Consider the following 19,541-nt stretch of genomic DNA (forward strand, 5'->3'; position numbering starts at 1 on the left):
TCCCGATGAAAGCCGCTGCACTGATTGCATTGACCTGCCTCGCGCTGACCGCTTGCGGCGGCGACGACAATCCCTCGCCCGCTTCGTCGGGCGGCTCGGGCACGAGCAACAACGGCGGCAGCGGCGGGACAGGCGGCACGGGTTCGGGCGGAACGGGATCCGGCGGCAGCGGCGGTTCGGGGGGCTCGGGCGGCAGCACGCTGACCTGGCGCTACGAGGCGCAACCTGTCGCGGCCGATCGCGCGAGCTTCCTGACGCTGATCAACAACGAAGGCGCGAAGGGCTATCGCTATCTGGGCGACTACTTCTACGCGGCGGGCAACGGCGGAACGCAGTCGATCTTCGTGAACGACGGCACCGCGCAGACCTACACGTACCAGTTGCAGACGGCGCCGGCCGACATGACGTCCTTCGTTAATGCGGCCAACGCGCAAGGGGCGAGCGGCTATCGCTACGAAGGACCGCTCACGTACGGCGATCTCTATCGCAAGGATGGCGGTTCGTCCGCCACCTACACGTACACGACGACGGGCCTGCCGGCCGACGCGAATGCGTTCCTCACGCAGGCGAACGGCCAGGGCCAGTCGGGCTACTGGCTCCTCGGCCCGATGATGGTGGGCGCCGTGCAGGCGAACGTGTACATGAAGAACAACGCGTCGAACGCGACCTATACGTACGACGCGCTGGCGCCGACGTCGACCGTCGGCGACTTCATCGCACAGGCCAACAGCGAAGGGGCGAAGGGCTATCGCGCGAAGGGCGGGATGGCATTCGGCACGGCGATCTCGTGGATCTACGTGAAGGACCAGACGCAGTCGCCGACCTTCTCGTACCAGTCGGCCGCGATCCAATCGACTGGCGCAAGCTTCGTTCAGCAAGCGAACACGTTCGGCACACAGGGCAGCGCGTATCTGAGCGATCTCGCGCTCGGCTCTCCCACGCCGGTGATGGCGTCGTTCTATTTCACGCCGAAGAACTGCACGGGCTTCCTGTGCACGACGCTGAATCCGCTCACGCAGAACTGAGCGGGCCGGCGCGGCGGAACGGGACTCCGGCGCGCTGCGTCTACCGTGGATGCGTCTTTTCTGCCGCCGGCTTGCCGGCGGTATTTCGTTTGCGCGGCCGCCCGCCGCGAATCGACGACACGACTTGTCCGATCGGACAGGCTCCCGACGTGATCCCGCGATGAACTTTCGTTCAAGTTCAAAATCATCTCTCGATGGTATCGGATTTGTACTAAAAAGATAATGCAAGACTGATTTTCGCAGTGTCGTTTGGCATGATTGGGACATCGCTACCCCGAATGTACCCATCGTGACGCCCGGTCCGGCAGGGAATCTGCCGCATGCCCGCATCCTCGGGCGCCGTCACGTCGAGCCATGCCATACAGCACACTTCAGTCCATCCGCCGCTACCAGAGCATCTCGATGTTCGGGGGCGGCATCGTCGTCACGGTCCTGATCCTGATTGCCTGCGGGCTCGGGATTACGTCGATCGTTTACGGCTATCTGGACGGCGAGCGGCGCAATTTCCTGAATGGTGTCGAAGAAACCGCCGACGAGGTCCAGGTGGCCGAGACGTCGTTCAGGAACGGCGTCACGAATACGCAGCTGATCTGGCGCGAACTCGGCCCGGCGCCGGCGGACGTCACGAAGGCGTTCCTCGATAACGGCCAGCAGCTTGCGATCACCCCGTTTCCGTCGCTCGTGGTCGGCGTGCCGGGCGCAACCGCGCAACGCGACGAGGTCGCGCGTTACCTTGCCCTGTCGTTTCTGCTGTCGCGCATCTGCGCGGCGAGTTCGATCAATCGCGGGCGCACGCTCGAGGGCTACCACTACAGCACGCGAACCGGGATGTTCGGGCTCGTGCCGCACCTGTCGCGCGACGACCCGGCGCTCGCGTCGACCGACGCGCGCGCCAAGGTGTTCGATGCGCTGCACGTGGATTTCGACGGCCGGCCGCCCGCGCCGGACGATGGCCGACCGAACGTCCGCTGGTTGCCGCCCTACCTCAATCCGGTCACGGGGCAGGTGCGCATCCGGCTGGCCGCCGAGGCCCGATCCAGCGGCCAGCCGTTCGCGGTGCTGGTCACCGAATACGCGCCCGAATACCTGCTGTCGTGGCTGGCCGAGCGCACGCAGGCCGGCGTGTTCTTCATCGCGTCCGCGGACAACCGGCTCATTGCGGTCGATCCCGGTGTCGAGCGCACGAACGCGCTGACCGAGCGCCTGTTGAGCCTCGACGTCGCCCACGGCGATCGCGCATCCGGCGAACCGCTCTTTCGCGACGGCACGATCGTGTTCCGCGGCAAGCTCGCCGCGACGGGCTGGACGATCGCGTATGCGCTGTCGTGGGCCGACGTGGTGGCCGGCATCGGCGTGCAGGCCGGCTCGCTGGCGGCGGCGACACTCGTCGCGATCGCCGTGATGTGGCTGCTGCTCGTGCGATTCCACCGGCGCGTGCTGGTGCCGGTCTACGCGCGCTCGGCGCGCGTGTTCGACAGCGAGGCGCTCTGCCGCAGCGTGGTCGCGATGGCGCCGGTCGGTATCGGGCTCGTGTCGCTGTCCGACCGGCGCGTGATGCTCGCGAGCGACGCGCTGACGCAGATGTTGCTGCCGCACGGCGGCGATCATCATGCGCTGTCCGCGCAGGTGCTCGAGAAGTATGACGCGTTCGTCGCGCAAGGCGGCGGCGGCCGGACGATGATGACCGAGTTCGTGCTCGACGCACACGGCGATATGCCGCTGCATCTGGAGGTCATCGCGCACAGCGCGCGTTACGAGGGGGAGGACGTGCTGATCGCGGCGTTCGCCGACACGAGCGCGCAGCGCCGTCTCGTGCACCAGCTCGAGGAAGCGGTGCGCGCGGCCGATTCGGCGAATGCGGCCAAATCGTCGTTTCTTGCCGCGACGAGCCACGAGATCCGCACACCGCTGAACGTGATCCTCGGCAATCTCGAACTGCTCGAACGCACGGCGCTCGATGCGTCGCAGCAGAGCCGCGTGCAAACGCTGCGGGCATCGGCCGAGGGGCTGCTCGCGATCGTCAGCGACATCCTGGATTTCTCGAAGATCGAAGCCGGTGCGATGTCGGTCGAGTCGATCGAGTTCGACGTGATTGCGGTGATCGAGCGCGAGCTCGCGGCGTTCGCGCCGGTTGCGAAGGCGAAAGGGTTGCCGCTATTCGCCGATATCGATGCGAGCGGCGCACAGCGCATGCGCGGCGACCCGACGCGGCTCGCGCAGGTGGTCGGCAACCTGTTGAGCAACGCGATCAAGTTCACGAGCGAAGGGCGCATCGTCGCGCGCGTGGCGGTGGGGCGAAACCCGCGCGGTGCGCCCGAGCTTGCAATCGGCATCGAGGATACGGGCATCGGGATCGATCCTGCACACCGGGCGAGGTTGTTCAAGCCGTTTTCGCAGGTCGATGCGTCGATCACGCGACGGTACGGCGGCACGGGGCTCGGGCTCGCGCTGTGCGACCGGCTGGTCGCGGTGATGGGCGGGACGATCGCGGTCGATAGCGCGCCGGGCATCGGCAGCGTGTTCACCGTGCGCCTGCCGTTGCGCATGGGGATTGCGCGGAAAGTCCCGATCGGCGCAGGTGCGGGCGCCGGCCGGACGCTGATCGTCGTGTCGCCGGAGGACGCATGGCGCGCGTTCGCGTTCCCGCATCTGCGTGCATGGGGGTTCGACGTCGCGATGCATCCGAGTCCGATCGGGATTGCCGCCGGGTGCCTCGCGCGTGCTCACGCGATCGTGCTCTTCGGCGATTCCGACCAATGGCGGCGCGAGGAGCTCGACAGCCTCGGCGGCGGCACGCCGGTCGTACTGGCCACGCCGGACGGCCCGCTGCAGCCGAATGTCGCGGGCCGTACGATCCGCGTGTCGAGCTATTCGCTGAACGGGCTGCGCACGGCGCTCGAGCAGGCGCGGGGCGCCACGGCCGAGTCGACACGCGGGCCGGGTCGCGCTACCCATGGCGGTCTGCCGGCGGTGCCGGGTTCCGGCACGCGTGTGCCACGCGTGCTGGTTGCCGACGATGCGTCCGTGAACGGGTCGATCTTCCGCGAGCAACTGGACGTACTCGGCTGTACGGTTCGATGCGTGTCGTCAGGCGGCGCGGCGTTCGATCTGCTCGCGACCGGTGGCTGGGACATGCTGCTGCTGGGTGCGGACTTGCCCGACATGTCGGCCCGCCAACTGGCGGAAGCCGTCCATGCGCGCGCGCTGCCGTGCGACATGATCGTCGTGGCCTCGCATCTGGCGCCCGACGACGCCCGGCGTTATGCGGCGTCGAACGTCGAATGCATATTGACCAAACCCGTGATGCTCGCCGATCTGCGCCGCGCGCTGGTCCGCATCGCGCGGCGGCGCGGGATCGACTTTCCGGCCGGGGCGATGGACAAGCGGCCGGCATTGGATGCAATGCCGGCGGCGGCACACGGGCCGGGACGATAAGAAAAACGCGACGCGGCGGCGGCGTAGGCCGCCCGGCGTCAAACGAGGAAGGCAGGCACGCCGCATCGCAGGGTGTCGCGTGATTTCGACTGAAGAAGGAAGGGTAAGGCCGTGCGCTATATGGGAAAGGTGTTCGGGCTGCTGCTTGGATTCGCGACGTTGCCGGAGAAATCCAGACGGGATTTTCTGACGAAGTTGAACGAATTCATCATGATGTCGCCGTCGCAGAAGCGGCGTGTGATCGTCGAGTGGCAGCACGCAGCGGATGACGGTTCGGGTGAATCGGACAAGTCCGTGATCAAACGTTAGGGTAGCTCCAACTGCCCGGCGGGATAGGATGGATCGACGGCGTTGGGGGACGCCGCCGATCGGGTGTGTGCGGGCGGCGGTCCGTGGGCCGCCGAAGATTCGTGCCGGATGCGGTGTCCGGCGCGTCGGGCCGTTGCGGCTGTCAGCGGTCACGCCGACCGTACCGCCGCGCCCCGGAACCCGTCTATTATCTTAAAATTACGCTGCGCACCGCCCGGTTCGCTCAATACCGCAACGCAAGCGTGTTGCGCGATCGATTCGAATCCCGGCGCGTCGCTCAACATGGCACGTCGGGCCGCGTGTATCGGGAGAAGAATAAAGATGGATGAATTTTTTGTGCGAGTGATGGTGGCGGACGATCATCCTTCGTCCGCGCTCGGGATGTCGCAGGCGCTCGCAGGCAGCAGCACGATCAAGCTGCTCGGCACCGTCTCGAATTCGACTGATCTGGTGGCGATGCTCGACGAGCAGCAGAGCGACGTGCTCGTCGTCGATTACGTGATGCCCGGCGGCAAGTATGGCGACGGCCTGTCGCTGCTGTCGTTCCTCCAGCGCCGCTATCCGGCGCTGCGCCTCGTGACGATCACGATGATCGACAACCCGAGCGTGCTGCTCGCGATTCAGAAGCAGGGCGTCGCGTGCATCCTGAGCAAGTCCGATGCGATTTCGCATCTGGTCGGCGCGGTACATGCGGCGTTCGTCGGGGCGAATTATCTGTCGCCGTTCGTCAAGAAGCTGCTGGAGGACTGCCAGCCGTCGGCCGGCACGCGCTTGCTGACCGCCCGCGAAATCGAGGTCGTGCGCCTTTACGGGGCCGGCCTGACGGTTGGCGAGATCGCCGTCCAGCTTCACCGCAGCAAGCAGACGATCAGTTCGCAGAAGTCGAGCGCGATGAAGAAGCTCGGGATCATCCGCGATGCGGACCTGATCCGCTATGCGAGCGAGGGGCAGTTGCCCGATTTGCCGGCAACCGATGCGTAGCCGCCAACCGGCGGTGGTGCCGATCGATCCGGACCGCGCATGAGGCAGCGGCGTGGCCGGGCCGCCTTTGACGACATGTATGCCCGATAGACTGAGAACGCTGATCGCGTACGCGACATCCACTGCCGCAAGCCGTTCGAGCCCGGGCGCGTCCCGCGTCAGCGGCTGCTGTATGGGAGCAGCGTGGCGATCGCGGTGTTCGTGCTGGGTCGCATGGCGCTTGTCGCACGGATCTTCAGGAACCGATTGGGCGGTTCCGGTCGGAGCGCCTCGTCCGCAAGGCCGACCTGCTCGAGGAGATCGAGGTGGTCAGCGCACTTCGGAACCGCTACGTCGAAAACCTCGAAACGATAGCGAGCCATGCCCGGCCGCCTCGCCCGATACCCTCGCGCGTTTTCCTCGGCGATCGCGGCAGGCGGGCTGCGGGCAAGGATTACGCGCGGGTCGTGCCGCTGTCGTCCGCTATGCCGATGAGCAAAATCGCTCCATTGCGCCTGACGGCGATGCGCCGTCGGCGAGACGCATGCGGCACGACTACCCCGGTTCCTAGGAGCCCGATGCGCCTGCACCGGTGAATGACGCGGTATTTCCGGCCAGGAGAGACGAGACCGATATGACATGCCCGCAAAGCTGAAAAGACTTCTCTCGCACGGCACGGCGGCCGTTCGCAAGCCATTCAATCCCGGTCGTATCCGGCGCCAGCAGCAGATCCTGCTGTACGCAAGCGGTGCTGCGATTTCGGTGTTCATGCTACTGTGCGCGACGCTGGTCTTGCGGCTCGACGTGCAGGAATCGCTCGAGCGCTTTCGCGTCGAGTTCACGGGGCGCAGGGCCGAACTCGTGGCCGAGCTGGAAATCATGAGGGCGCTGCGGAACCGCTATGTCGAAGACATGGAGCTGCAGTGGGCCGGCGTTGTCGACGATTCGCCGGTCTTGCCCGGGTTGCTCGCCGGCAAGCACGGCATGCAGACATTCGTCGGGCGCATAGGGCGAATCGCGATCGCCGCATTCGCCGACATCCCGCGGGCTGCATCGGCGAACAGCCATTTGCCTTACCTCGCGCGCTATCTCGGGCGGGTCGAGGTGACGGGCGTCCTGCCTCCGCCGCAACCGGCCGATCCGGGCGGCACTTCCTATCTGATCGATCCGGACGGCGATTTCATCGTTACGGCAGGGCATCCGCTGGTGAAACGGGCGCTTGCGCTGCCAGCGGGATTCGACGTAAGGGCGTGGGTCGAGCAACTGCGGCCGACAACGAAAGATACAGCCGTATCGATGGCGCCCGTCGCTCGTCAAAGCACGATTGTGCTCGAGCGGCGATTCGATCCGCTGCTCGGACGCTCCGTGCTGCGGATGGTGCAATGGGTGCTCGGCGCGAACGGCAGGCCAGTCGTCTGGTTCGTTATCAACAGCCCGCCGCTGATAGAGGGGATACTGCGCTCGCCGGGCGCCGGCAGGGAATACGCGCTCGTCGATGCCGATGGAGGTCTCCTGCTCGGCGGGCAGCCCGACAGGGCGATGGTGGCCCGTGCGCTCGAGCAGGCGCGTCTGCAGGCCAGTGGGCGAGCGGTCGTCCATCGCGTCGGCATGAACTTCGTCATCAGCGACCGCGTACCGAGATCGGACCAGGTGGTGATGGCAGCCGTGTCATGGCGTGCCGTTCTGAGCGACATCGCGTGGAGCGCGAGCTTGACGGTCGCACCCGCGCTCTTCGCGATCGGGCTGCTGTGGTTCGCCATCGTGATGTTCGACCGGCGCGCGTTGCGTCCGGCGAATCGGCGCGCGATTCGCTTGATCGAAAGCGAGGCGCTCAACCGAACGCTGATCCGCACGGCGCCGGCCGGGCTCGTGTTGCTGTCGTTCGCCGACGGCGAAACGATCGTACGCAACGACGCGATGACCGCGTACGAGCGCGACATGATCGGCGAGCCGCTCGGCAGACAACTGTGGCTGGCGTACCGGGCCGGCGCGCAGGGCGGCAACGCGCGTACGCGCGTGACGCGAGAGCTGGCCGTCGAGCGCGCGGGACGCGGCACGACCTATCTCGAGGCGCACATCGTGCGCACCAGGTACCGCGGGATCGACGTGCTGCTGTGCACGATGCTCGACATCACGGCGCGCAAGCAGGCCGAGGAGAAGCTGCACGAGGCCCGCGAAGCCGCCGAGCACGCGAACACGGCGAAGTCGACCTTCCTCGCGACGATGAGCCACGAGATCCGCACGCCGCTCAATGCGATCGTCGGCAATCTCGAGTTGATGGAGCGCGCGGCCCTGCCGTCGCAGGAGCGGCGGCGCCTGAAGACGATCATGTCGTCGTCCGATGCGCTGCTGCGCGTGATCAACGACGTGCTCGACCTGTCGAAGGCCGAGTCGAACCAGATGGTGCTCGAAAGCATCCCGTTCGACCTGCGCCGCGTCGTGAACGACGTGGTTGCGATTTTCCGTCCGCTCGCGGATGCGAAAAATCTCGCGCTGACGTGCCGGGTTGCCCCGGATCTGGCCGATGGCTACGTGGGCGATTCGACGCGGTTGCGGCAACTGATTTCGAACCTCGTCAGCAATGCGATCAAGTTCACGAAGCGCGGCCGCGTGACGATCGACGTGCGGCTCGCGCACGCGGGTCCGACGGGCAGTGGCGTCGAAATCGCCGTCAGCGATACGGGCATCGGCATTCCCGAAGACAGCATGCCGACACTGTTCGACGTCTATATCCAGACCGACGCGTCGATTTACCGGCGCTTCGGCGGCACGGGGCTCGGGCTGCCGCTGTGCCGGCGCATCGCGACGCTGATGGGCGGCGAGTTGCGTGTCGACAGCCGGCTAGGCGAAGGCACGGTTTTCGTGGCGGCATTGCCGCTGCCCGAAGCGCCGGCCGGGTGGCGGGCCGATGTGCCGGAGTCCGAGACGTTCGCGGATACGGCGCACGAGCACGACGCCGATGCGGCATTCGAGTCGGGCGCGGAAGCTGGCGCAGATGCGCAGGCCGACGATGACGAGCCGCTGCGCGTGCTTGTCGCCGAGGATCATCCGGCGAGCCGCGCGCTGCTGCGCGACCAGCTCGATGCGTTGGGCTACGACGCCACGATCGTATCCAACGGCGTCGAGGCGATGCGCGCGTTCTTCGAGCGGCAGTACGACGTTGTGCTGACCGATCTCGGCATGCCGGAGCTCGACGGCTTCGCGCTCGCGAACTTTCTGCGCGAGCAGGGCGCTCGCGTGCCCGTGATCACGATGACGGCACACGCGACGGACGAGGATCGGCGGCGTTGTGCGCAAGCCGGTGCGGTAGAGGTCGTGCTCAAGCCGCTGTCGATCGAGACGCTCGACGCGGCGTTGCGGCGGCACGCGGGGCGCGATGCGGTATCGTCCGAGCCAGCGCGCGAGCGGCCGCCAGTCGCGCCCGCGATGACCGACGAAATGCGGCGCACGCTTCATGACGCAACGCTGCAGTCGCTTGCGGCGATCAGCGACGCGCTTGCGAACGGCGACGCAGATACGCTGCGCATCGAACTGCATTCGATGCGAGGCGGTTTCGCGCTGGCGGGCGATGTCAACGCGCGCGACGCGTGCGCAAGCGCGGAGCATGCAATGCGGGACGGCGGGCCGGAAGCATTGAATCGCGTGTGGGAGGCGACCGAGGATGCCGTCAGGCGGGCGCTGGAACGGCTGTCGATGGATGATGGCCGCGGTTAGGCGAACCGGGAGAACAAGTCTGAATATTTGCCGCTGGTTCTTGAAGGACGGCGCGCGTGCCGCCGCTTCAAGGACTCGCAAACCTCGCTCGACGCCGTTGTACAACGGCTACTGATACGACAACGTAAAGGACGCGCGAGCTTTCACCGACCCCGGCGTGATCTTGGGTTCCGTCTTCACGTATTTCGCGACAAGCGGAATGGTCAGATTGCCGCCACTGCTTCCCGTCAACGTGCCCGCGAGCCACTGATTGGTGTTGCCTTTCTGCGACGAATCCGGGCCAAAGCCAAGGGGCGTCGAGCTTCCCTGCTTGAAGAACTGGATGCCAACGCCGGTCGCTCCGGAATCCGGAGCGAGGCTCAGGACATTTCCGGTGTTCGTCGGCGTGACGACATCGGTCAACGTCACGTAGACGCTCGTTGGCTGCTTGCAGTTGACGCGAAGCGACGTGGTGCCGGATGCGTCGGATACGTCACCGATCGAAGCTAGCCTGGTGGCCAACAACTGTGGAAGCGCAATGTCGCTCTGCGTGGATGATGTCAGCGAGCAGCCGGTGGCGGTCACGTTGATCGTCACCCCGTAGAGCGTGAGTGGAATCGTTCTGTCTCCAGCGGATTTTCCCTCGTAAACTTCCGCTATTTGACGAGAGGCGATCTTGTAGGTGCCGGTGGCGAGCGATCCGGTGAACACGAGCGCAACGCGAACGTTGGCCAGTGACGACTTGGCCCGCGAGGGGATCTGTGTCCAGTCGGAAGTGACGGCGTACCACGGCGATATAGGGGTTACATTGTCGGAATATACCGCCGCCATGAGTGCATAGCCGATGCCGGGGATACCTGTCTCATAAACGGGGTGTGTGCGCCCCCCATAGGCATACGTGACACCCGGCACAAGTGTTCCGATGGATCGGAACTTGTAGTATTGGCCGCCGCATTGGTTTCCAGTGTAGTGCGCGACGTCTTGCGCCGCGGTTAACGCGCTCGAGCCTACGAGCACACCCGGCGTCTGCGCATCTCGATTGCCCGAAATACTCGCGGGGAGCGTTGGGGAGAAGGAGGGGTAATAAGTTGCCGACGTGCAATCCACTGCTTGTGCAGCGGGGGATGCGACGAACAGCGCACATCCCAACGCAAGAATCGGCAGGAAAACATTCCACCTGCCATGTAGGGCCAGACGAAGTTTTGTAGACGGTTTCACTAGTTGCTCCTTGTACGAGTTATGGATCTGGTCGGCAGCCTGTGCCGGGAAATCCTGAATTCGTTCCATGCGTGAATCATCGCGGGACAGGCGTTGCTTCGTGCGGATCGCAGATGCCCGTGATCTGCTGATAGCCGGTCGACTTGCGCTTGCCCTGCTTGACCGGTGCGTCATAGGTAATCCGGCAGGACGACTTCGCATCGTCGCCCCACTTGACGGTGAGCTCGCCCTTGTCGTTGAGCCCGCGCGCGAAGATCTTGCTTGCCTGGCCGACGACGCCGAGGTCCTTGCCCGACTCGTCGTAGACGGCCGCGCCGAACGGCAGCGGCGCACCGCTCGTCTGCCGTGCCTTGATGACGAGGGCGCGGCCCGTGTTGGTCGCGAATTTCAGGAACGGCACGGCGCCCGCGCGCGGCGCGATCTGCTGGCTTGTTTCATTCAGCTCGACATCCATCGAGATGCCCTTCGGATCGAGCTCGACGGTGTTCAGGTTGTAGGGCGTCAGGTAGGGCACGATCGCGTAGCCGCGACCGTCGACGCGTACGCCCGACGAGTTCGTGATGCGCGCGCCTGCCGCGCCTGGCGCTTCGACGATCGCGAATGTCTCGGACAGCGGCTGCGACAGCGTGATGCCGCCCGGGTGCGCGACCATCGCGCCGCGCACGCCGATCGAGCCTTGCTGGTAGTCGGCGCTCGCGCTCCCGCTTGCGCTGAGTTCCGCGAAGCGTCCGCGGTACATGACGTTGCCGCCGCCGTCGGTGCTCGAACTGCCGGAACCGGAAGCATGGTTCACGTTGAGGCTGTATGACAGCGCGTTGTCGACACCGAGCGAATCCGACAGCGTCGTCTGGAGTTGCGTGCGGCCGCGCGTGTCGCGTGTGACGCTGCCTGACAGCGTCGTTGGCCGCGATTTCCCGAGCGGAATCGTGACGCTTGCGTAGTACAACGTGCTCATTTCGCCCCCCGGACTGCGCTGGCGCGTAGCCGACAAGTTGTACGAAATGTTCCGGTATGCGTTGTTGTAGCCGACCGAGTAATTGACGTCCGATCCCGATCGATTCCAATAGTTGGCGGTGGATGCCGTGACGCTGAGCTGCCCGCCTTTTTCGCCGAGACGCTGGCTGAGGGTCAGCGACGCGCGATTGCGCTGACGCCAGATGGACTCAACGCGCCCGCCGTCGCGCACGGTGTCGCGTGCGCGCATCGCGTCGTTGAGGCCAAAGTAGCCGCTCGTCGAATAGCGATAGGCGGCGAGTGCGATATCGGTGTTGGTCTGCGAGATCGATTTCGAATAGCTGATCCGCATGCTGGAGCCGTTGAAGCGCTTCACGCCGGGGACCGACGTCATCGCATGCGTGATATCCGCGCCGAACGCGCCAAACGACGTATTGAATGCCGCACCGAGCATCGCGGACGCATAGCCCGACGCGATCGTGATGCCGCCGTAGCCCGTGACAAGGTTCGTCAGGCCGCGCTGGTACGTGGCTTGCGTGAACAGCGGGCTGCTGCTCCCCTGCGGGTTGCGCAGCGCGCCGGCCACGACGCTGTAGCGGCCGATGCCGGGGCGCAGCGACAGCGGAACGGCCGCGTATGGTACCGAGAAGGTATGCACCGAACCGTCGGCCTCGGTGACGGATACGTTCAGGTCGCCGCCATAGCCGGTCGGATAGAGATCGTCGATCTCGAACGCGCCGGGTGCGACCGTCGTTTCGTAGAGCGTCACGCCGTTCTGGCGGATCGTGACCTTCGCATTGGTGTTGGCGACGCCGCGCACGACCGGCGCGTAGCCGCGCAGCGAATTGGGCAGCATGCGATCGTCCGACGAGAGACGGACGCCGCGGAACTGGGTGGAGTCGAACAGTTCGCCGGACGTATAGGTTTCGCCGATCACGAGCTGCGACGACAGCGACGGCAGATCGCGCTGGAGGTACGTCGAGATGTCCTGATACCGGGCGCTTCCTTGCGACGACCAGCTGTAGGAGCCGTTGTGACGGAAGTGCCAGTTGCCGACGTTGACGCCGCCGTTCAGGCCGAGATAGCCTTGCGTCTGCGCCGATCCGCGGGCGGACTTCGAGCCGTAGAGATTGAAGTCGTAGCCGAGCATTGCGACCGGCACGCCAGAATCCCACTGATCTGGGTTCACGTAGCCGCGCGCCTCGCGCACGAGCGATGCCTGCGGGATGCTCAGCGTCAGTTTTTGCTCGGTGAAGTCGAATGCCGGGCTCGCATCCGGGACGACCTGGCCGATGCGGCGGCATTGGCCGTCCGCGGCAAGGTCCGCGACCAGGGCGGGCGGCAGCTTGCTGAAATCGATGCCGATGCGTTTGAGCATCTTTTCGTCGAAGCACGGCTGGGCGTCTGGCGTGCCCGGTGCCGCCTTGAACGGAATGTCATGGCGGCCGATCCAGTTCGCGCCGACATAGAGGTCGACGCTATAGGTGCCGGGCGTCGCAACATTGCCCCGTGCGTAGCGCGACAGATCGATCGGCTTCCCGCTGCCGTTGCTAAGGAACCCGGGGTCGAATTCTACTTGGGCGAACTCCGTCTGCGCCAGCTGAACCTGCGGGAAAGCATCCGCGCGCACGCTTTCCGACCATGGCGCGAGACAGGAAAGGATCAGCGCGCATATCGGCTTGAGGTGCGGCATGTCGGGCACGGGCGTGCAAACATGTCGAGTCGAAGTCATTATGCGGTGCTCCTGTCGTTGATCTGGATCGGGCGTGCGCCCGTCGTTGCGCAGGCTGATTGCGGGCTGCGCGTTTCGTGGCGTCGCTGGGTAGTGCGTTGAAATTGAGAAACCGGTGTCGTTCGAAGCGCCGGGTTTCGGACGGAAATCGGAAGCGGACGTGTGCTGCGAGGGCGCGGGTGTCGAACCCGCAGAGCGGTGTGACTGGGTGCCGCGTCAGTGCGTCATCGAAACGGGTAGTTCGTTATCGGTCGATGCGCCCCAGTCGTCGATGCTGCCGAACATGACTTTCGTGCCGCCCGACGGGAGCGAGCTCAGTTGCTTGATCGGAAACTGCTGCGTATCGCCCGGCAGCACGTATCCCATCCCCGCGTCGTGCTTGTGTCCGGCCGCGTTCAGCGTGACGCTGCCCAGATTGACGACATAGGGCGTCGGATTGCTCGCCTGCAGCGCATACCGGCCGTCGGACCCGACGATGCGCCAATTCAGTTGCTTCGGTGCCGCGCCCGCGCCGCCGGTGAGGCCTTCGGGGCGGAACATCACCTTGATGCGCGAGCGGAATGCGATCTGAATCTTGTTGCGGTCGTCGCTGGACGCCGCTTTCGGCGGAACCTCGAGCACGTTGAGCCAGAACAGCGATTCCTTGTCGGCGGGAAGCGACTCGCCGGAATAGATCATGCGCAGCGTTTGCCCCTTACCGGGTTCCATTCGGAACATCGCGGGCGTCATCGTGAACGGGACGTCGATGTTGTCCGGAGACGCGTTCGGGTCGCCCTTGTCGAGCCACGCCTGCACGAGCGCTGGCGCCTTGCCTTCGTTCGTGATCTTGATCGTGACTTCACGCTCGTTGCCCGGAAACACGACTCGCGTTCCGGCGATCACCACCTCGGCGCAGGCTTGCGACGCGATGAGCGAGGAAAGTAAGACGATGGATGAAACAGACTTTGCAGTTAGCATGAGTGGTTCCTGAATCCAGTAGTAGTTCTAATCAGGCATGACGCTGGGTCGGCCGGGGAGGCGAATCGGCCGGGAGCCTTTTGCCGACAAGGCTCCCGTCGCCGTTACGGGTTACTGGTAGGTCAGCGAGTACTGAACCTTCGAATTGGCTGCGCCGGCGGTGGCCGCGCCCATCGAGTAGTACTCGGCGAAGTAGTTCAGCGTTGCCTTGCCGTCCGCAGCGATGTCGACGAACTGACTGTTTTGATCGCCCATCGCGCCGACCTTGACCGGCGATTGCTTGTCGTTCAGCACATTGATTTCGACGTTCTTCGCCGCACCCTCACCTCCGTCGAGCGTCAGGCGGCCCGTCGACTGGTTGACGTTCGAGCCGGACTCGAAGACCACGCCGACCTTCGTCGGGTTTTCGCCGCCGATGGTGCAACCTTCCAGCATCACGGAGAACGGCGTGCGACCGGCCACCGAGCCTGCCTCGGCGAGGGTGTTCGTACCGATCTTCGGCAGCGTGACGGGAACGTTGCCGCCCGTGCCGTTCGAAACCTTGCAGGTCGACGCGATGACGTTGCCGGTGATCGTGATCGTGCCGTCCGATGCGTGCGCCGCCGAAGCTGCGGCGAGGCCGGCTGCAGCCGTGAGCATGGAGAGAGCGTAGGAGATTTTCGCGATTTTCATTGATTAAGTTCCAGGCGATGAATGGGTGAATTGATTGAAAGCGCACATGAAATTCGTCTTGGGGTGAACCGAGGATGAGTTTCAATATTTGCCTTTCGAGACGAATTTTCCTGATGTGAGGGTGGGTGGGGAATTGGACAAGAACTAAATGATCGTTCTTTGTTTTAGTACACGTACTAAATGAGATGTAGCGATTTGGAACTTCAAAAAAACAGCATGGATTGTCAAATTTGGGGACGTCGGAGGGCGCGGCTGGCCAGAACGGGGCAGCAAGCTCTGTCTTCCCTATGGAGGGCATGCAAGCGTTGTCGCATGTCGTGACGGAGACATGCGCATATTGAAATGGTAAACGCGGTGGTGGAGATGATTTAACGCATCCATGCAATCTGCGTATTCGCAATTGCCATGGGGGCGGTGCGTTGGAGTTCCCGCCTTCAATTCCGGACTTGGTTTTTCAACGGGCGTGGCGCCGAGCTTGTCGATTGAAAATCGAGTCCTGCCGATGAAGGCCGGACAGCGGCGTGCGGTCTATCGGTTCGGCGTCGGGTCGATCGAAGAGCCGGGCAGGCCCGCAGTCATGTCGATGCGTCGGTCGTGCGTCGCATGCGCCGAACTATCCGGTTCAGCGCTGATACCGTCGGCTTTTCCACCCGGACGTGACAGACGTAGAGGGGCGGGGAGGCGGCGATCTTTGGCGGGGCGTGACAGGCAAATGGAAATCGTGTGCGGCGCGCGCCGCAGCGCTCGGCGTCAGCCGTCCCGGACAATGAAGCTGTACGCGCTCAACGCGGGCGCGCCGCCGAGGTGCGCATACAGCACCTTCGACCCCGGTTCGAATTCCCCGAGCCGGACCTTGTTGATCATCCCATGCATCTATTTCCCTTCGTAGACAGGATCGGTCGGCATGCCTGCCAGCCGTGCGCATAGCCGAATCGCTTCCAGCGTACCGTCGCTCGGCAAACGGTATTCGGGCCCGCCGTAACGCGTGTCGAGCACGACATCCTGATCGACGATACCGCGGCCGTGTGCCGCGCGACGCGTGTGATCCGTTCGCACATCTACTCCGGCTTGGCGGACGCATCGATGCCGATCACGCGGTCGGCGCGCACGTCGGCCGCGAAGCCGACGAACCCGGGCCCGCCGAACCGATGCTCGGAACAGCCGGCCGGAATCGGATACGGCTTGCCGCCCGCCTGTCGCACGCTCTCCATCGCATCTTCCCAACCGTGGCGAATACCGATGTCGAAGCCGTCTCACACGAGTCGCACGTCGCCGCCCATCGTCGTCGACGCCGGCAGCATTCGTCGCGTTCGAGAAAGCCGCGCGGAAGATATCGGAATGCGTCGAGTGTCACGCGGTGACCGGCGAATTCGACTGCTTCATGCGGGTGCGCACGCGCGAACAACGACAGCTTCAACCGCCTGCATGCCGGCAACTGCCGTACCTGCCCGGTGTGCGGCAGGTGCGCTTGTTCATGGTGCTCAAGGAGATCCTGTCGACGGATGCGCTGCCGGTATAGCGCATGGTGGGGTCGGCAGCCTGGCGAGCCCCCGTTCACCTGCGTGCCCGGATGGCCCATGCGGCGACGCTCGTCCGACCTGGCCGAAAGGGCGGCCCGGCTGCGCGGACGGGCCCGGCCGCGCTGTCGCGCATGCCGATTGCACCGTCACGACGCCGTTCGACGCGATCGCGTATGCTCGTTCCGTCATCGGCGAAGGCCGCAGGTGCCGGAGCCGGATCAATCGACAACCGATCAACGAGCGAGGGCATCATGGCAAGACAGACGATGGCGGAATACCTGGCAAAGACGCTGGCGGCAGCGGGCGGCGAGCGCATCTGGGGCGTGACGGGCGACAGCCTGAACGGCCTGTCGTTCAGCCTGAGCCAGATCGGCTCGATCCGCTGGATGCACACGCGGCACGAGGAAAGCGCAGCGTTCGCGGCCGGCGCCGATGCCGCGTCGACCGGGCGGCTCGCGGTGTGCGCGGGCAGTTGCGGCCCCGGCAACCTGCACCTGATCAACGGACTGTACGATTGTCACCGCAATCATCAGCCGGTGCTGGCGATCGCCGCGCACATCCCGTCGACCGAGATCGGCCTGGGCTACTTCCAGGAAACCCATCCGCAGGACCTGTTCCGTGAATGCAGCCATTTCGCGGAGCTGGTGACGAACGCGTCGCAGTTTCCGCGCGTGCTGGCGCGCGCGATGCGCACCGCGATCGAGGAGCGCGGCGTGGCGGTGATCGTGCTGCCGGGCGACATCGCGCTCGGCGACGGCCCCGACGAAGCGCCCGCGTGGAGCGAATCGGCGCCGCCGTCGGTCCTGCCGGCCGATGCCGATCTCGACCGGCTCGCGGCGTTGCTCAACGAATCGGACGCGGTCACGCTGCTGTGCGGCAGCGGCACGCAGGGCGCACACGACGAAGTGGTCGCGCTGGCGGACACGCTCGGCGCGCCGGTCGTGCATGCGCTGCGCGGCAAGCAGTTCGTCGAATGGGACAACCCGTTCGACGTCGGGATGACGGGGCTGATCGGTTTCAGCTCCGGCTATCATGCGATGGAATCGTGCGACACGCTGCTGATGCTCGGCACGGATTTCCCGTACCGGCCGTTCTATCCGACGAATGCGAAGATCGCGCAAATCGACTGGAAGGGTTCGCAACTCGGCCATCGCGCGCCGCTCGCGCTCGGGCTCGTCGGCACCGTGAAGGAAACGATCGCGGCGCTGCTGCCGCGCCTGACGCGCAAGACGCAGCGGCGCTTCCTCGAGAACGCGCTGAAACATTACGCGGCCGCGCGCAAGGGACTCGACGATCTCGCGGTGGCCGAGCCGCCGGGCCGCGCGATCCATCCGCAGTACCTGACGAAGATCGTCGACGAAGTCGCGGCTGAGGACGCGATCTTCACGGCCGACGTCGGCACGCCGACGCTATGGGCCGCGCGTTACCTGACGATGAACGGCAAGCGGCAACTGCACGGTTCGTTCAACCACGGGTCGATGGCGAATGCGATGCCGCAGGCGCTCGGCGCGCAGGGCGCGCATCCGGGGCGGCAGGTCGTGTCGCTGTCGGGCGACGGCGGGCTGTCGATGCTGCTCGGCGATCTGCTGACCGCACGCCAGCTCAAGCTGCCGATCAAGGTCGTCGTGTTCAACAACAGCCTGCTCGGCTTTGTGTCGATGGAGCTGAAGGCGGCTGGCTATCTCGACACGAACGTCGACCTGAGCCCGACCGATTTCGCGGCGATCGCGAAGGGCGCCGGTATCTTCAGCGTGCGCGTCGAGCATTCGGAGAACGTCGAGCAAGCGCTGCGGACGGCGTTCGAGCATGACGGGCCGGCGGTGGTCGACGTCGTCACGTCGAAGTACGAGCTCGCGATGCCGCCGAAGATCGAGATCGCGCATGCGAAGGGCTTCAGCCTGTTCATGCTGCGCGCGATCCTCAGCGGGCGCGGCGACGAGATCGTCGAATTGGCGAGAACCAACTTGCGGTGAAGGGGCGCGCGCGCCGTGTGGCGAGCATGGCGCGCGGTTCAAAGCCCGCTCGCTCGCGCACGGCTTTGGCTGACGACCTCGAGGCGGTGGGCGGGATGATGGTTCGCGGGAGAGAGGCATCGCGCGCCGACGTCCCGACCCCATTTCTGTCGCTGGAGACTGACCGCCGTCGATTTCGCGCAGATCCAGACGGCGCCGGGGCAAATCGGATCGTCGGCAAGCGCTATCCCGCGCATCCCGCGCACGTGCAGCAGCGTGTCGATCGCCGATCCGGCACGAATTGGTCAGGCAAATCAGGGTCAATCTTCACGTCACCTTAAGTTTGCGTTTCCTAGAATCGATTGACCGTCGCGCGTCCTGCGGCGGACCGATTCGCCCAGGAGGATGCGCATGAACCTTGCCCGTATCGCCGTAGCCCTGCCCCGCGCAGTCGTCGGCACGCCGCCGCCCACCGCCCAAGCGCCGGAGCCCCGCCGGTGATGTGGCCGAACGCGTGGCGTGTCTCGGCACTGTTCGTGCGCGAGTGGGTCGGCCGGCCGGCCGCGGTGGGCGCGTTGTGCCCGAGTTCGCGGCATCTGGCGCGCGAGATGGCCGACACGGTGCCGGACGGCGACGGGCTCGTCGTCGAACTCGGCGGTGGCACCGGCGCGATCACCGCGGCGCTGCTCGAACGCGGCGTGGCGCCGCAGCGCCTCGTCGTCGTCGAACGCTCGCCGGCGTTCGTGCGGCATCTGCGGCGACGCTTTCCCGGTATCTCGATCGTGTCGGGCGACGCACGACAGCTCGAACGGTTGCTGCCGCCTGGCGCCACGGTCGACGCGATCGTGTCGTGCCTGCCGCTGCGCACGCTGCCGCGTGATGACGTGGCGGCGATCGTCGGTCAATGTCATCGCGTGCTGTCGGCCGATGGCGTGATGATTCAATTTACCTACGACCTGCGCCCGCCCGGCCCTCATCCGCTGGGCGATTCGGCATTCGTCGCGTGCGACAGCCGGATCGTCTGGGCCAACCTTCCGCCGGCGCGCATCGTGACCGTGCGCTGCGCCGCCGCATACGCCGGCTGACCGCGGCCGGCTTCTGCCTTGCTCGCCGC

The 19,541-nt window shown here is 65.4% G+C and carries 12 protein-coding genes and 2 pseudogenes; 8 read left to right on the plus strand and 6 right to left on the minus strand.

Annotation, left to right across the window (positions count from 1 at the left end; translation table 11 throughout):
* Positions 1-5: 5 nt before the first annotated feature.
* From CFB81_RS16545 to CFB81_RS16560, 4 genes are all read left to right on the plus strand, one after another.
* Positions 6-1,025 (plus strand): hypothetical protein, encoded by a 1,020-nt coding sequence (locus tag CFB81_RS16545; RefSeq protein WP_089437034.1) that lies wholly within the window; start codon positions 6-8, stop codon positions 1,023-1,025.
* Between the two features lie 354 nt (positions 1,026-1,379).
* Positions 1,380-4,460, plus strand: a complete 3,081-nt coding sequence (locus CFB81_RS16550) for an ATP-binding protein (RefSeq protein WP_089435869.1) — start codon at positions 1,380-1,382, stop codon at positions 4,458-4,460.
* A gap of 120 nt (positions 4,461-4,580) precedes the next feature.
* Entirely contained in the window at positions 4,581-4,769 is a 189-nt protein-coding gene (locus CFB81_RS16555) for a hypothetical protein (protein ID WP_084044297.1), read from the plus strand.
* Between the two features lie 321 nt (positions 4,770-5,090).
* Positions 5,091-5,750 carry a response regulator gene (locus tag CFB81_RS16560; RefSeq protein WP_069619056.1) on the plus strand — a complete coding sequence of 220 codons (660 nt, stop codon included), beginning with the start codon at positions 5,091-5,093 and terminating at the stop codon, positions 5,748-5,750.
* A gap of 158 nt (positions 5,751-5,908) precedes the next feature.
* Here CFB81_RS16560 and CFB81_RS16565 read toward each other — a convergent pair whose 3' ends face one another.
* Positions 5,909-6,112, minus strand: coding sequence for a hypothetical protein (locus CFB81_RS16565; protein ID WP_089435870.1), 204 nt, complete (start codon positions 6,110-6,112; stop codon positions 5,909-5,911).
* 256 nt (positions 6,113-6,368) lie between these two features.
* On the opposite strand from CFB81_RS16565, the gene CFB81_RS16570 reads away from it, so the two are divergent.
* Positions 6,369-9,443 (plus strand): ATP-binding protein, encoded by a 3,075-nt coding sequence (locus tag CFB81_RS16570; RefSeq protein ID WP_089435871.1) that lies wholly within the window; start codon positions 6,369-6,371, stop codon positions 9,441-9,443.
* Positions 9,444-9,551: 108 nt separating this feature from the next.
* Here the strand turns inward: CFB81_RS16570 and CFB81_RS16575 are convergent, their stop codons facing one another.
* The 5 genes and pseudogenes from CFB81_RS16575 to CFB81_RS16595 all read right to left on the minus strand — a co-directional run.
* Positions 9,552-10,709 (minus strand): fimbrial protein, encoded by a 1,158-nt coding sequence (locus CFB81_RS16575; RefSeq protein ID WP_179235982.1) that lies wholly within the window; start codon positions 10,707-10,709, stop codon positions 9,552-9,554.
* 7 nt (positions 10,710-10,716) lie between these two features.
* Positions 10,717-13,326, minus strand: coding sequence for a fimbria/pilus outer membrane usher protein (locus CFB81_RS16580; protein ID WP_089435873.1), 2,610 nt, complete (start codon positions 13,324-13,326; stop codon positions 10,717-10,719).
* A 216-nt stretch (positions 13,327-13,542) separates the two neighbouring features.
* Positions 13,543-14,283, minus strand: a complete 741-nt coding sequence (locus CFB81_RS16585; RefSeq protein ID WP_089435874.1) for a molecular chaperone — start codon at positions 14,281-14,283, stop codon at positions 13,543-13,545.
* 111 nt (positions 14,284-14,394) lie between these two features.
* A complete protein-coding gene (locus CFB81_RS16590; protein ID WP_089435875.1) occupies positions 14,395-14,955 on the minus strand; it encodes a fimbrial protein in 561 nt (186 codons plus the stop codon).
* 750 nt (positions 14,956-15,705) lie between these two features.
* Positions 15,706-16,244, minus strand: a pseudogene (locus CFB81_RS16595) (aminocyclopropane-1-carboxylate deaminase/D-cysteine desulfhydrase family protein); the annotation flags it as partial.
* A 23-nt stretch (positions 16,245-16,267) separates the two neighbouring features.
* Here CFB81_RS16595 and CFB81_RS16600 point away from each other — a divergent pair.
* The 3 genes and pseudogenes from CFB81_RS16600 to CFB81_RS16610 all read left to right on the plus strand — a co-directional run.
* Positions 16,268-16,474, plus strand: a pseudogene (locus tag CFB81_RS16600) (Lrp/AsnC ligand binding domain-containing protein); the annotation flags it as partial.
* Positions 16,475-16,726: 252 nt separating this feature from the next.
* Positions 16,727-18,448: a ubiquinone-dependent pyruvate dehydrogenase gene (gene poxB / locus CFB81_RS16605; RefSeq protein ID WP_089435876.1), complete on the plus strand. Its 1,722-nt coding sequence runs from the start codon at positions 16,727-16,729 to the stop codon at positions 18,446-18,448.
* A gap of 476 nt (positions 18,449-18,924) precedes the next feature.
* Entirely contained in the window at positions 18,925-19,512 is a 588-nt protein-coding gene (locus CFB81_RS16610) for a class I SAM-dependent methyltransferase (RefSeq protein WP_089435877.1), read from the plus strand.
* The last annotated feature ends 29 nt before the right edge of the window (positions 19,513-19,541 follow it).

The sequence above is a fragment of the Burkholderia sp. AU28863 genome, from assembly GCF_002223195.1.
Taxonomy (GTDB): Bacteria; Pseudomonadota; Gammaproteobacteria; order Burkholderiales; family Burkholderiaceae; genus Burkholderia; species Burkholderia sola.